This window comes from Peribacillus sp. NPDC096448, assembly GCF_044762675.1.
Lineage (GTDB): Bacteria > Bacillota > Bacilli > Bacillales > DSM-1321 > Peribacillus > Peribacillus frigoritolerans_B.
The window spans coordinates 92,571-108,455 of record NZ_JBIWEU010000002.1 but is presented as its reverse complement, the minus strand read 5'-3'; the positions used below and the strand labels follow the sequence as shown (position 1 = coordinate 108,455).

At 41.9% G+C, this 15,885-nt stretch carries 9 protein-coding genes; all 9 read right to left on the bottom strand.

Going from position 1 to position 15,885, the window contains the following annotated elements; translation table 11 throughout:
* Nucleotides 1-516: 516 nt before the first annotated feature.
* Nucleotides 517-2,409 carry a PTS fructose transporter subunit IIABC gene (locus ACIQ0C_RS04420; protein WP_402837727.1) on the bottom strand — a complete coding sequence of 631 codons (1,893 nt, stop codon included), beginning with the start codon at nucleotides 2,407-2,409 and terminating at the stop codon, nucleotides 517-519.
* A gap of 4 nt (nucleotides 2,410-2,413) precedes the next feature.
* The gene (pfkB, locus tag ACIQ0C_RS04415) at nucleotides 2,414-3,334 is read right to left on the bottom strand and encodes a 1-phosphofructokinase (RefSeq protein WP_402837729.1); all 921 of its coding nucleotides are present in this window, start codon (nucleotides 3,332-3,334) and stop codon (nucleotides 2,414-2,416) included.
* Complete coding sequence (locus tag ACIQ0C_RS04410; protein ID WP_403057340.1) at nucleotides 3,334-4,086, bottom strand: DeoR/GlpR family DNA-binding transcription regulator; 753 nt, start codon at nucleotides 4,084-4,086, stop codon at nucleotides 3,334-3,336. The genes pfkB and ACIQ0C_RS04410 overlap by 1 nt, the downstream gene beginning before the upstream one ends.
* 222 nt (nucleotides 4,087-4,308) lie before the next feature.
* Entirely contained in the window at nucleotides 4,309-5,577 is a 1,269-nt protein-coding gene (odhB, locus tag ACIQ0C_RS04405) for a 2-oxoglutarate dehydrogenase complex dihydrolipoyllysine-residue succinyltransferase (protein WP_403057337.1), read from the bottom strand.
* 1 nt (nucleotide 5,578) lies between these two features.
* Nucleotides 5,579-8,431 (bottom strand): 2-oxoglutarate dehydrogenase E1 component, encoded by a 2,853-nt coding sequence (locus ACIQ0C_RS04400; protein ID WP_403057334.1) that lies wholly within the window; start codon nucleotides 8,429-8,431, stop codon nucleotides 5,579-5,581.
* A gap of 375 nt (nucleotides 8,432-8,806) precedes the next feature.
* The gene (locus ACIQ0C_RS04395; protein WP_403057332.1) at nucleotides 8,807-9,577 is read right to left on the bottom strand and encodes a dioxygenase family protein; all 771 of its coding nucleotides are present in this window, start codon (nucleotides 9,575-9,577) and stop codon (nucleotides 8,807-8,809) included.
* A gap of 75 nt (nucleotides 9,578-9,652) precedes the next feature.
* Entirely contained in the window at nucleotides 9,653-10,420 is a 768-nt protein-coding gene (locus ACIQ0C_RS04390) for a polysaccharide deacetylase family protein (RefSeq protein WP_403057329.1), read from the bottom strand.
* 104 nt (nucleotides 10,421-10,524) lie between these two features.
* Entirely contained in the window at nucleotides 10,525-13,974 is a 3,450-nt protein-coding gene (gene metH / locus ACIQ0C_RS04385) for a methionine synthase (RefSeq protein WP_403057326.1), read from the bottom strand.
* Nucleotides 13,971-15,815, bottom strand: a complete 1,845-nt coding sequence (locus tag ACIQ0C_RS04380; RefSeq protein ID WP_403058064.1) for a bifunctional homocysteine S-methyltransferase/methylenetetrahydrofolate reductase — start codon at nucleotides 15,813-15,815, stop codon at nucleotides 13,971-13,973. Before ACIQ0C_RS04380 ends, metH begins: the two co-directional genes overlap by 4 nt.
* Between the last annotated feature and the right edge of the window lie 70 nt (nucleotides 15,816-15,885).

Here is a 15,885-nt window from a genome sequence, read left to right as displayed (position 1 = left end):
AACATAAGGAAATCTTATCGATGACAATTAAAAAAATAATATATCCTTATTGATTGATTTATTTTAAAATTGGATATATAAGGAAATGGATGGGTTGAAAGCTGAACTTCATTTTTAAGTCAATCGACCATTACCAATTAGCATCTCCTAAAAATACCGAGGACCAATCAAGGAAGTTTTTCACTGAGATATTAATGTTCCGGGAAGTGAATTACGCCTCCGTCATTAAGTTCCAATGGCGGGATATGGTTTGAATCGGGATCGATCAAAATTCATGTCGGAAAGGAGGATAATTTCATTCCCGCAAGAAAAGCGCATCCAGCACTTGAAGTTGAAAATCTCACTGAATTTAAACAACATTTAATGACTAAGCATATTTCTTTTACAGAAGACGAGAGGTTACCCGGGGCGAACCGTATATATTTATCCGATCACTTCGGCAACCGGATCGAAATTTTGGAATGGAAATATTAAAAAGCGGGTCCATTTTTCTCGGACCCGCTTTTGGTAGTATATTTATTTTTGTTTCTTTTTCCAGAATCCCAATATTAAAGCGGTAATGAGGGACCCTATTAAAATCGCCAGCAAATAGCGGAAAGGATGGTTGACTAGGGGGATGACGAATATTCCCCCATGTGGGGCTGGCAATGTTACACTAAAAGCCATTGACAGCGCTCCTGCCGTCGCTGCCCCAACAACACTGCTGACGATAACCCGCAATGGATCCGCAGCCGCAAAAGGAATGGCTCCCTCTGTAATGAACGAAGCACCCATGAAGTAATTAGTGAAACCGGATTTCCTTTCCATTTCACTGAATTTACTTTTAAAGAATGTAGTTGCAAATGCGATTCCAAGAGGAGGAACCATTCCACCAGCCATAACTGCAGCATGCGGTCCGAAACTTGATGCTTCAATGGCTGCAATCCCAAAAGTGAATGCCGCTTTATTTATGGGGCCTCCCATATCCACAGCCATCATACCGCCAAGAATCAAGCCAAGGAATATTGCGTTCGTGCCTGATAAGCCCTGGAGCCAATTGGTCAGTCCCGTGTTAATTGCGGTTACTGGTTCATTTACGAGAAATACCATGATAAACCCTGTAATTAACATCCCGAATACAGGATAGAGTAAAACCGGTTTAATGCCATCGAGTGTTTGCGGTAACTTGGAAAACAATTTTCTTAATAGTAAGACGACATAACCTGCAAGGAAACCGGCAATCAGTCCGCCAAGAAAACCGGCATTAGCCTGTGCTGCCAATAATCCCCCTACCATACCAGGGGCAAAACCTGGACGGTCGGCTATACTTGAAGCAATGAATCCAGCTAGTACAGGGACAAGCAAGAAGAAGGCACCATTTCCCCCGCCAATATCACTTAATGCTTTGGCAATGGGATTATATTCCGGATTTGCCGGATCTGCTGCCTCGATTCCAAAAAAGAAAGAAAGCGCAATCAAGATACCGCCCCCGACGACAAATGGAAGCATATTACTTACACCATTCATCAAGTGCTTGTAAATCCCCAATCCACCTTTAGCTGAATCACCTTCATCACTTTTATCATTTCCAGTTCCATTGTAAACAGGTGCATCCTGATTCACGGCTCTTGTTAACAGTTCCTCGGTCTTCCGGATCCCATGGGCAACAGGGACAATGATGACATGTTTACCATTAAAACGGTCCATTTCCACCTGCTTATCAGCTGCAACGATAATCGCATCCGCCTCATCAATTTCTGCGGCGGTTAAACCATTTTTGATTCCTGTGGAACCATTTGTTTCCACTTTGAAATCGATTCCCATTTCCTTCGCTTTGGCCTTTAACGCATCTGCAGCCATATAAGTATGGGCAATTCCTGTTGGACAAGCTGTAACGGCAAGGATTTTACCTCCTTTATTGTTACCGCTGGCACCATTACTCGATTGCTGCTCTTCACTTTCTTCTTCATAAGCCTCCATTTCTTTTTGATTGATTATCTCCAACACTTCCTCACCAGAAGAAGCAGAAATCAATCGGGCCCTGAATTTATCATCCATCAGTAACGAAGAAAGCCGGGAAAGGGTTTCCAAGTGATCTGCATTCGCTCCTTCACTTGCTGCAATCATAAAGAACAAATGAGCTGGCTGCCCATCAAGCGATTCATAATCCACACCACTGACCGATTTTCCGAAACAGATGGCAGGTATCTTTACAGCATTTGTTTTTGCGTGCGGTATGGCTATCCCTTCACCAATCCCTGTTGTGCTTTGCTCTTCACGTTTTAAGATGGCAGCTTTGAAACCATCCACATCATTTAACCTGCCTGCCTCGGCTAACTTTCCTGATAGTTCATCAATGACTGCTTGCTTTGTAACACTTTGCAGATCGATTATGATTGTATCCAATTTTAACAAGTCTGTAATTTTCATAGAGTCAGCCTCCTGTTAGTTGATTGATAGCAATTTGCGGTAATAACTCTTCAATTTTATCCAATGTACCGAGATCGGATGAAAAGGCTGTAGCACTTCCTGCTGCAAGGCTGAATCGGAAAGCAGATAGAATATCCCCTTTCCTTTCATAAGTCCCGATGAAACCTGCTACCATGGAATCACCGGCACCCACTGAGTTGATGACGTTCCCTTTTGGAACATTTGCGGAATATGATTCTCCACCGGAGCAAAGCACGGCACCCTGTCCCGCCATTGAAACAATAACGTTTTGTGCTCCTGCTTCAACCAATTTAGCGCCATATTCCCTAGCATCATCAACCGTACTTATTTCGGTGGAAAAAAGCTCACCCAGCTCATGATGATTGGGCTTGATTAAAAATGGCCGGTGCGGAAGGACATTCAGTAATTCCTTGCCACTCGTATCCACCACCACTTTTATGCCGTTATGGGAACAGGTTCTTGCCATGGCTTCGTATACATCGGAAGGAACGCTTGGAGGGATGCTTCCTGACAAAATGAGGATATCATCATTATTCAACTGTTCAATCTGACTGAATAATTGTTGATAATTCCCTTTTGAAATGACTGGCCCTTGGCTATTAATTTCGGTCTCAAGCCCTGTTTTCAATTTAATGTTTATTCTTGTATCTCCAGCTATTTCTGTAAAGTCCGTGAAAATCTCTTCCTGTCTTAAAAACCTTTTTACAAATTCACCTGTTTGTCCACCGATGAATCCTAACGCTGTCGTATTATTTCCTAGCCTTTTTAGCACTCGGGAAACATTGATCCCTTTCCCTCCAGGGAATTTTGCATCATAACTGGTTCGATTCACCTTGCCCATTTGAAAACTCTCCACCTCGACCAGGTAATCGATGGATGGGTTAAGTGTCACTGTATAAATCATTAAATGGTCACGACCTTTATCTTTGGATTTTTTTGAAGTTGAGCAACAGCCTCTTCATCATTGCTGTCAGTAAGGATTATGGCATCGCTTACATCTGCCACCTTAGCGAAAGTAGCTTCATTCAGTTTTGAACTGTCAGCAAGTACGTAGGCTTCGTTAGAGAGGCGTAATGCCATCTTCTTCAGCAGGGCTTCTTCCGGGTCGGGTGTTGTGAAACCCAAATCTTGATGGATGCCGTTCATTCCCAAAAAACATTTATCAAAACGGTATTCATTCAAAAACTGCACAGCATTGCTTCCTATAACCGCATTTGTCGAAAATTTTATCGTTCCGCCAACTAACACTGTTTTGATTTCCAATTCGATGAGCTTTGGAATATGCATAAGACCATTTGTCAGCACCGTTATATTTTTATCCTTTAAATAAGGGATCATTTCGGCAGTTGTCGTGCCTGCATCAAGATATATACAATCATTTTTCTCTATGAATGAAGCCGCCAGCTTTGCTATAAGTTGTTTTTCAGCTCTTGCTTTATATTGCTTTTCCATAGTTGTTGGTTCAAGGCCTTTTCTTTGAAGTAAAGAGGCCCCGCCATGCACGCGTTTCAAGAGCTTCATTTCTTCGAGTTGCACTAAATCTCTCCGAATGGTCGACTCCGAGGCTTGTAACTGATCTACAAGCTCCTGCAGCTTTACCGTTCCTTGTTCTTTAAGGATCGATAAGATGAACTCATGCCTTTCAGTTGTCAACAATTCGCCCACCTCACTTTAATATCATCATCATATATGAAAACGAAGGAATAATCAATCATAAACATTTAAAAATATTCAAATTCATTCATCATTACCTTCAAAACCATTCATTCAGAAAAAAACTTTTGAATCCCATTATCTTTTTTTCTATGAAAATATCCTTTCAGTTCTTCACAAAAAAAACCCCCATGTCAAGATGACAGGGGGGTTCGTATTATTTTATTAACCTTGAAGTAAAAGTTGTTCTGGATCTTCAAGCATATCTTTGATGGCCACTAAGAAACCTACAGCTTCTTTTCCGTCTACGATACGGTGATCATAAGATAATGCAAGGTACATCATTGGTCTGTTTTCGATTTGATCTCCAACAGCGATTGGACGAGTCTTGATTGTATGCATGCCCAAAATCCCAACCTGAGGGGCATTCAAGATTGGTGTAGATAATAGAGAACCGAAAGTCCCTCCGTTTGTGATGGTAAAAGTACCACCTGATAAATCTGAAAGTCCCAGTTTGTTGTTACGCGCTTTAACAGCTAAATCCGAAATGTTCTTCTCGATTTCAGCAAAGCTTTTGCGGTCGGCATCCCTTACAACCGGAACGACAAGACCTTCATCAGTGGATACTGCTACACCGATATCGTAAAAGTTCTTTTTCAGGATATGGTCGCCTTGGATTTCAGCATTCAATAACGGATATTTTTTCAATGCGCCAATGACCGCTTTAGTGAAGAATGACATGAAACCAAGTTTAACATCATTTGTTTTCACGAAAGAATCCTTATGGCGATTACGCAATTCCATGACTGCAGAAAGATCTACTTCGTTAAAAGTAGTAAGCATGGCTGCTTCTGATTGTACTTGAACTAGACGTTTGGCAATGGTTTGACGACGGCGTGTCATCTTAACCACTTCAATGCGGTCATCATTCACTTCAACTGGAGCGGCTGCTTGTTTAGGTGCAACTGCTTGTTTTGGAGCTGCAGCAGGTGCTGCAGGTGCATTAGTTGCTGCTTCTACGTCTTGTACACGTACACGACCTAGTGGATCTGCTACAGGCACTTGAGTCAAGTCAATTCCTTTTTCACGAGCCAATTTCCTTGCAGCTGGTGATGCAATAACTTGTTGAGTGGATGATGCTTCTTTCGCTTCTGCTTTAGGAGCCTCTTTAACAGGAGCCGCTTGTTCAGCCTTAACTGGTTCTGCTTTAGCTTCTTCAACCTTAGGAGCTTCCGCTTTTGGAGCTGCTGCAGCTGATCCATTTTCATCAACGATGGCGATAGCCTGTCCAACTTGGACAGTATCGCCTTCTTCTGCTAAATGTTCCGAAAGTGTACCAGTATAATCTGAAATGATTTCAACGTTCACTTTATCCGTTTCAAGTTCAAGGACATATTCTCCTTTTTCAACGTGATCACCGGGTTGTTTTAACCATTGCGCAATAGATCCTTCAGAAATTGATTCTGCTAATTCAGGTACTTTTACTTCAGCCATTTTATTTCTCCCCCTCATTATTGCGTGTAATTGCTTGAGTCATAATCCGTTGTTGTTCATTTTTATGGACAAGTGGATCTCCCTCAGCCGGGCTTGATCTGCGCTTCCTTCCTATATATGTTACCGAAAGATTGCCAGGAGCCGCTGCATTCAGGCGAGGTTCAACAAATGTCCAAGCACCCATGTTTTTAGGTTCTTCTTGAGCCCAGAAGATTTCTTTAAGATTTGTATATTTTTTCAGGGCTTCTTGAACTCCAGTGAATGGGAATGGGTAAATTTCCTCGATACTGATGATTTGCAACCAATCCGTATTTTTTTCAGTTGCCGCTTTTTCACGAAGTTCAACCGCCAATTTACCTGTTGCAAAAACAATGCGTTCAACCGATTTAGGTTTTTTGCCCAAAGCTTTGGTTTCTACGAATGATTCAAATGCGCCTTCACTGAATTCTTCTGTTGTAGAAGCCATCACTTGATTACGAAGCATACTCTTCGGTGTCATGATGACAAGCGGACGTACTTGTTCTTGATCCAAAATCTTAGCTTGTCTTCTAAGGATATGGAAGTATTGAGCTGCCGAACTTAAGTTGGCGACTGTCCAGTTGTTTTCAGCTGCTAATTGAAGGAAGCGTTCCAGTCGTGCACTTGAGTGCTCTGGCCCTTGTCCTTCATAACCGTGTGGTAGCAGCATGACAAGACCTGATTTTTGACCCCATTTTGCACGGCCAGCCGCGATGAATTGGTCAAAGATCACTTGTGCTGTATTAGCGAAGTCACCGAATTGGCCTTCCCATAATACAAGTGTCTCAGGTGCAAAAACATTATAACCATATTCATAAGCCAGAACTGCCGTTTCCGTAAGCGGGCTATTATGAACAGCGAATGAAGCTTTGGCAGTTTCAAGTGTGTGAAGTGGTGAATATGTTTTTCCATTAACACTATCATGTAACATGATATTACGTTGTGCGAATGTTCCACGCTCTGAATCTTGTCCTGTCAAACGGATTGGCGTGCCGTCACTCAAAATCGATGCAAAAGCCAATGTCTCGGCATGTGCCCAATCGATTTTTCCGTCTGGACCAAAGGAATCCAAGCGACGTGATAAAATTTTTCCTAATTTTTTATTAGGGGTGAATCCTTCCGGCCACTTAACAAGCTCTTCGTTAATTGTAACAAGTTCTTGTTTCGGAACTGCCGTTTCAATGGCTGGAAGTCCTTTTTCAATAATCCCAGGAGGATTACACTCTTTGGAAGCTTCCGGTTTATTTCCGGAAATTTTCGCATATGCATCTGCAAGCCTTGTATCCACTTGCTCAGCAATCGCTTTAACTTCAGCTTCAGTGAACTCGCCGGATTCGATAAGTTTTTTTCCATAAAGCTCTTTTACGGTAGGATGCTTATGGATTAATGCATACATTTCAGGTTGAGTCACCAATGGCTCATCCATTTCGTTATGGCCGAAACGTCTGTAACCGATCAGGTCGATCAAGAAATCCTTGTTGTATTTTTCACGATATAGGTTAGCAAGGTTCACAGCAGCCATACATGCTTCTGGATCATCTGCATTTACATGCACGATCGGCACTTCAAAGCCTTTTGCCAAATCACTAGCATATAAGGTTGAACGTGAATCTTCACTTTCCGTTGTAAAACCGATCATGTTATTGGCGATGATATGGATTGCGCCGCCAACTTGATAACCGCGTAAACGGCTTAAGTTAAACGTTTCAGGTACAATTCCTTCACCTGGGAATGCAGCATCACCATGAATCAGGATTGCAAGAGATTTGGAAATGTCTTGCACCGGGAAACCTTTCTCTGAACGGTCTTCTTGAGCCGCACGAGAATACCCTTCCACGATTGGACCGACTACTTCCAAGTGACTTGGGTTATTGGCAAGTGTAATCCTTGCTTTTTGTATATTAGCTTTAGTAATCTGTTTATCCAGACCTAAATGATATTTAACATCACCTGTCCATCCATTGTTAATGCCTGTCGAACCTTCGGAAGGAACCAAATCTTTATTCGGTGAATGTTGGAATTCAGAGAAAATGACCTCATAAGGCTTTCCTAATACATGTGCAAGCACATTCAAACGGCCACGGTGAGCCATGGCAATATTCACATTACCCGTTCCGTTTTGGACAGTTTGTGAAATCATTTCATCTAAAATCGGAACCATAGCATCCAGTCCTTCAATTGAGAAACGTTTTTGCCCTACATATGTGCGGTGAAGGAATTTCTCGAAACCTTCTACTTCATTCAATCGTTTAAGTAATAGTTCTCTTTTCTCTTTTCCCACTTCCGGGAACATGTTTCCAGATTCGACCATATCAGTAAGCCATTGCTTTTCATCCAAGTCATTAACATGATGAAATTCAAAGGCTATCGTTTTTGTATAGAGTTGTTTTAGGTATTGTACGGCTTCGTATCCGTCTTTCACGTCTTCAGGTGATTCCGGACAAATGAAGTCAGCCGGTATTTTCCTTAAATCATCTGCAGTCAAGCCATATTTTTCAAAGTGAATTTGTTCAGTGTCCAGAGCTTCTTCTTTTAAAGGATAAATATTTGCAGCAAGATGTCCGTATGCACGGATATTTTCAGCTAACTTCACTGCAGACATAATTTTCTTCATTGGAAGAACTTCTCCAGTTTGTACAGTTGATGCACTTACAGTCGTTGTTTCTGCCGATACATCGAATGAAGGAGGACCTGCTACTTCAAAAAAGTTTTTCAGTTCCGGATCCACTTCTTCCGGGTTGGCTAGAAATAAATCGTATTGCTCCATGACATACCCAAGGTTCGGACCTGAAAAAGCTTTCCAGTGGTCTAATACCTTAGAATCATTGATGGTCATTTTGTAAACCCCCAAATTTTTCTCATAATTTTTTTCATTCCGTTTTATCCATCCCCAAATTTCTTTCTTCTAATTTTCCCCAAATATACGATATATATAAGATATATAATAAATAACTTTGGTTCTTGAATAATAAAATTTTAAAGGATAAAACGTTTTCAGATGTTATATTAACATGTTTTTGTCGAAATATCCAAAGGTTAAACCACTTTATACAACCTTTTTTCAACTATATTTCTGCTTAATTCGTCAAAAATCGCTTTTAATTGTCTTTTTTGCTCATTTAAGTCTTTTTTTCGCTAAAAAAAGATTTTTGTATTTTTGTATAATGATTATTTTTCAGGTAAATTTAACTAGTTTGAAAACCCTTTCACCTCACTCAAACTTCCAAGCTGTTAAACTCAGATTGCCATATTGATAGCTCCTATGCAAAAGAGTCGCTTTTTTGTTGTCATCCCCTGACCCCATTGCGATGACCAATGGAATGAAATGCTCTTTGGAAGGCACAGCCTCTGTACTGTAAGGGGCAATATTTTCATAATTGAACAAAGATTGCAAATCCCATTTCATGATTTTCTCTTCGACCCAATTCTCAAACTCGATTGCCCATCCTTCTGCAACATGCATGTCTTTCTGAATATGGGTGAAATTATGGACAATTCCACCGCTTCCTATGATCAGGACATTACTTTCCTTTAATTCCCTCAACGCTTTCCCAATTTCATACTGCTTGTCCAATGGCAGCGCAGGACTTATGGACATGGATACGGTCGGGATATCTGCTTCGGGATACATGATATGCAAAAGCCCCCATGCTCCATGATCCAGGGGGCGCCTTTCATCAAGTTCCCCCAATACATCTATCCTGGACAATAAGGTTAAAATTCGATCTGACAGCTCAAGGCATCCCCTGGCAGGATAGGTTACCTGAAATATTTCTTCAGGAAATCCTGCAAAATCATAAATGACTTCATGCTTCCCCACTGCAGAAATCATTTGACCTTCATTTTCCCAATGCGCTGACAAAATAACGATGGCAGCAGGTTTCTTCATAGTTTGCATATAATCCTTCAAAAAAGAGGTATAGCTATTCTTTTCCAAAGCTAATAGCGGTGTTCCGTGTGATAAAAACAATGATGGCATCATAGAGACGATAAATCCTTTCGCATTGTAATCTCAATATCCTATACCTTAATTTACTATAGTTAAACTATGTGTTCATCAATTAAATTGCATTTTTGGCGTTGTCTCATCAATAGTATCAAAGGTATATCCTTCTTTTTTAAGGAATTCAATTATATCAGGCAATGCTTTCACTGTATTTTTCATACTATTGATATCATGCAATAAGATATTAACATGCTTTTGATTTTTCGTCCCTTTTTGTACAGCAGTAATGATTTGTTGTTCACTTATTGACGGACTGAAACCATCTGTCGAGTCAATGGACCAATCAATGTAAATATACCCCTTTTCCTTTAGTTGTTGAAGGATTCCATTGATGATTGGTTTCGTTGACGCCTGATGCCGCAGGCGATTATTCGAGCCTCCAGGAAGGCGCACAATACGGCTTTTTATCCCATACTCCTCTTGCAGCATGGTTTCAAGCCTATTCAAATCTTGAAAGAAACTCTCAGTAGACCGATAAACGATGGAATAATCATGTGTATATGAATGAAGGGCAATCGAATGACCGCGGGATATCATTTCCTGATAACATTCCTTTGCGTATGCTTCTTCGTTACCTTTAACGAAAAATGTGGCCTTAACATGATAGCGGTCCAAAATATCCAATATCTCCATGGTATTCAAAGATGGTCCGTCATCGAAAGTCAAATAAGCGATTTTCTGATTCGCTTTACTTTTTAGGAGCGGTGTCATCTCTTCAGGAACCACTGCATGTACATGAATGTTCTGCACATCCATATCAAACAAAATAATAATGAAAGAACCCGCCATGAAAAGAATTAATTTTAGCATCTTCTTCATAGGTGTTGCATCCCCTTCCTTTTGACCATTAAGATGTACCAGTTAAGGGGTTTCATGCGCAATAAGGCAGCGGTAAAAAATACCGCTGCCTTTATTAAATGAAGTTATCGATCGACATTAAAGTAACGTGCTTCAGGATGTGCAAAAACAATGGCTGAAACGGAAGCCTCAGGTTCCATCATGTATCCTTCAGTCAATTCCACACCAATATCTTGAGGTTGCAACAGGCGGAATAGCTTCTCCTGGTCTTCCAGATTAGGGCAAGCAGGATAACCAAATGAAAACCTTTGCCCGGTGTACTTAGCGGCAAACCGCTCTTTCATGGACATATCAATCGGATCGCTTATACCTAAATCATCCCGCATCAATTGATGAATTCTTTCCGCGAACCCTTCGGCTGTTTCGAGAGCAAGTGATTGAAGGGCGTGATTTTTTAAGAAATCACCTTCAAGCTTCAGTTTTTCTGCCCATTTCCTGATGCCTTTTCCGGCAGTGACCAGGAAGAAACCAACATAATCCATTTGCCCGGAGGAGATCGGTTTAGCGAAGTCCGCTAAACAAAGATGCGGATTCGTATCTTGCCGGGGAAAGTCGAAAGTTTCCAAAACCTCATGATGATTGTCCGGGTTGTATATAAATAGCTTATCTCCTTCGCTTTGAGCAGGGAAAAATTGATAAACCGCATTCAAACCATAATCCGGTTCCGTCTTTAGGAATTCGATCAATTCATCAACGAGATCATTGAGCTGCACTGCTTTTTCATTCCCTTGCTTTAGCAACTCGGAAACTTTGCCTTTTAACCCCAAATGATGACCAATCAGCATTTGCCTATTTATATATGGCTGGACGACATCCAATGGATAGTTTTTCAGGACGTGACGTTTGATGTCACGCGGTTTTTGAACAGGAGCATCGCTTAAAGGTGCCGCTGTGGACTGCTTACGAACAGGTTTTTCCATCGTGGCAGCAATGGCGGCATTCGCTTTCGATCTTTCTCGTTTCTTGACCAACTCTTCCAAGTACAGGACTTTTTTGTCAGCGTCATGTAAAATATTCGTTACAGCCAAACCATCCATCGCATCTTTGGAATATAAAACCGGCCCTTCATATTCAGGTGATATTTTAAAATCGGTGAATTTACGGGATAATGCTGCCCCTCCAACTAAAATTGGGGTATCTATTCCCGCTTGCCTTAAATCCTGAGCGGTTAAAACCATTTGCTGTGCAGATTTGACAAGTAACCCAGATAGGCCAATGATGGTTGGCTCATGTTTTCGAACCTCTTCAATGATTTGTTGCGGTGCGACCTTTATTCCCAAATCAATGACTTCATAGCCATTATTGGATAGGATGATATCCACTAGGTTTTTCCCGATATCATGCACATCTCCCTTGACAGTCGCCAACAGGATTTTCCCTTTCTTTGCACTATCTTCAGAGTTTTCCATAAGTGGTTCAAGGTGAGCTACAGCCGCCTTCATCGCTTCAGCACTCTGAAGCACCTCTGCGACAATTAGTTGGTTGTCATTGAACAGCCGACCCACTTCACTCATGCCATCCATCAAGGGTCCATTGATGATTTCCAATGGGGTATCACCGCGCTCTATCGCTTCATTTAAATCATCAATCAATCCTTCTTTCGTTCCTTCGATAATATAGTTACCTAGACGTTCGTCCAATGGCAGGATCACACCATTATCCTTCTTCTCCGCTTTTTTTCCACGATAAAATTCGGTAAAAATCGCTAAGGTTTCAGTTGAAGTCTCAAACAGGAGTGCCTCAGCCAATTTCACTTCCTCTTCCGGTATCAAGGCGAAACGTTCAAGTTTTTCTGTATTCACGATAGCATAATCGAGACCCGCTTTTGTACAATGGTAAAGGAAAACGGCATTTAATATTTCCCTTCCCCTCGCCGGCAGACCGAAAGAAACGTTGGAAATCCCAAGTATCGTTAAGCATTCCGGAAACTTTTCTTTAATCGCCTTTATTCCATTAACCGTCTCCAATGCAGATCCAATATATTGTTCATCCCCTGTGCCTACAGGAAATACCAGCGGATCAAAAATGATGTCATTTTTGTTTAGACCGTACTTATTGACGAGCAAATCCACAGACCGTGTAGCCACTTCCAATTTCCGTTCAGCATCGACGGCCATCCCAATTTCATCAATGGTTCCTACGACAACGGCAGCACCATATTGATGGACTAAGGGGACTATTTTTTCAAAGCGCTCTTCACCATCTTCAAGGTTTATGGAATTAATGATCGATTTTCCTTGTGAATGTTTTAATGCCTGTTCAAGTACGACTTCATCCGTAGTATCGATGACCAATGGGACTTTCACTTTTTTGACGACCTCTTCTACAAATTCCTTCATGTCGCCAAGCTCATCCCCATCAGGATCAGCAAGACAGATATCAATGACATGGGCGCCTTTTTTTACCTGGTTACGTGCAATTTCGGCAGCTGGCTCGTAATGCTTTCCACGTATAAGCTCCTTGAATTTTCGGGAACCGATAACATTCGTTCTCTCCCCTACGAATAAAGGACGCATTGAATCATCATAAATTAGCGGCTCTATGCCTGATACGGCATGGCCATGGGCAGTTTCCGTAATTGTACGGGGCTTCATGCCTTCGAGTACCCTGGAAAGTTCTTTAATATGTTCTGGTGTCGTACCACAACATCCGCCAATGATATTGACCCATCCCTTATCGGCAAATTGCTTCATTTTCTCTGCCAGGGAAGTAGGTGATTCATGATAGTGGCCTTCTTCATCAGGGAGCCCGGCATTCGGATAACAGCTGATGGCGCTATTTGATATATCTGCAAGTGTCCTGATATGGTCTATCATGAATTCCGGCCCTGTTGCACAATTAAGGCCGACGGCTACGGGCTTCATATGTTCAACCGATAAATAAAAAGCTTCTATGGACTGGCCGGCAAGTGTCGTGCCCATCGGTTCGATTGTTCCTGATATGATGACAGGCACATCTTTTCCAGTTTTAGCGAATGCTGCTTTGATTCCAGAAAAGGCAGCCTTGACATTAAGCATATCCTGACAGGTTTCCACCAACAGCAAGTCTACCCCGCCATCCAAGAGACCCAGTGCCTGCTCTTCATAAGAATCTGTTAAAACATCAAAAGTCGTTCCGCCCGTTACGGAAAGCGTTTTTGTAGTGGGACCCATCGAGCCAGCTACATATCTTGGCCATTCATCATTGGAATACTTTTCACAAGCTTTAACGGCAAGCTCAGCTGAAATTTTATTTAGCTTGTAGGCGATTGTGCTTATTTGGTACTCCTCAAGAACGATGCTGGTCGCTCCGAAGGTATTTGTTTCAATGATGTCTGCACCCGCTGCTAAATATTTTTCATGAATGGATTGGATGATTTCCGGTTGCGTCAGTGATAAATATTCATTGCAGCCCTCGAATTGTTCCCCGCCAAAATCCGCTGCCGTTAAATTCTCCGCTTGAAGCATCGTTCCCATCGCTCCGTCAAGAAGGAGAATCTTAGAATTCAACTGATCTTGAATCGCTTTTTTATTCATGTACTTTCCACCTCTGATGTCTGTTTACTATCGACTTTTCTAATATATTTTGTAAGTTCAGCCGTCATTTCATAGCGAAGGAACGGAGTGATTAAATATATGCCCTTGAATTTTTCCCTTGCCGCGTCCACCAGTTCCCGCGCGATATTCACCCCTTCAATCCTTGACTTTACAGGGTCATCCCCCGCTAAAGCCATGGCCCTTCTAACATTATCAGGCAATTTGATGCCTGGGATCTCATTATGGATGAATTCGGCGTTCCGGGTGCTTGTCAACGGCATGATACCGATGAAAATCGGGGTTTCCAAATGTTTTGTAGCTTCATATACTTCTTCGACCTGCTCCACGGAATAAATCGGCTGTGTCAAAAAGGATTGAGCACCGCAGGCAATCTTCTTTTCCATCCTCAGTACGGCTTTATCCAGATATTTCACATTAGGATTAAAAGCTGCCGCAATTTTAAAATTTGCCCGTTGGCCCAAACTTTGACCGGAATAGGAAAGACCTTCATTAAATTGTTTGACCATACTTATCAGGTCAAAGGAAGATAAATCATAAACCGAAGTGGCACCCGGGAAGTCCCCTATTTTTGAAGGATCTCCGGTGATGATCAATATTTCGTTCAGCCCCACCGTCTGCAGACCCATTAAATGTGACTGCAGGCCAATCAAATTTCGATCACGGCATGTTATATGCACCATCGGCTTTATATTCAATTGGTTCTTCAGTAAATTAGCCAGTGCATCATTCGCTATCCTTGGTGAGGCAAGTGAATTATCCGCTAATGTTATGGAATCGACCCCTGCTTTTTTCAAAACCTCAGCACCAGTCATGAAGCTCTCTATTCCCAACTTTTTCGGTGGATCAAGCTCAACAAGAATCGTCCTTTCTGTTTTGGCCTTTTCGTACAGGGGAAGTTCCAATTCTCTAACGCTCACTTCAATTTTTTCTATTTCGCGGGATTTCGTATATTTATATTTTACTGGAACCAAACTTCCAATCGCATTCTTTACAGCTTGAATGTGCAGTGGAGTCGTTCCACAGCACCCGCCTATGATTGCGGCACCTTGCTTACGAAGTTCCAGGGCACTGGAACCGAAATATTCCGGCACAGCTTTATAGACGAGCCTTCCATCGACATAATCCGGCAGGCTGGCATTAGGGTATATGGCAATCGATGCTTGCTTTGGCAAACTCACTTCTTCCAAGGCCCGAATCATATGATGTGGACCAAGACGGCAATTCACACCAACCACATCGGCTCCCAATTGCTCGAGTTTTTGAAAGGCTTCATTTAAATGGATTCCATTTTGAAGATTGCCCAGTTCATGCATCGAGACATTGGCGATGATCGGCAGTCCAGTTTCATTTTTAACGATTTGCAGGACGGTTTCCAGTTCTTCCAGGTCATAAAATGTTTCCAAGAGAATCCCATCAGGGTTTTCCATCAACAGACTGTATAGCTGTTCACGAAAACCCCGTTTTATCTCTTCCAAGCTTAAATCCGATTTCCTGATACTCCGCTGTGCCCCTATGGTACCGAAGACGTATGCCTTTCCTTTTGCCGCTTTTTTAGCAAGAATGACTCCCTGGCGATTGATTCTGCTCACTTCATCTTCCAGTCCATACCGTTTCAATTTGCTGAAACTGGCTCCGTAAGTATTCGATTGAAGGATATCTGCACCAGCTTCCAGATAAGCACGATGGATGGACTCTATTTGATCTGGGTTTGTGCAGTTTAATTCCTCATAACATTGATCGATGCCATTAGAGTACAGTAGGGTCCCCATTGCCCCTTCCCCAACCAGCATTCTTTCTTTCACTTCTTTACGAAAATTCATCATTACACCCTCTCTCAAAAACAATCCTGTTTTTGTCGTAGTCTATGAGTATGAGAGAAAAGGAAAAAAA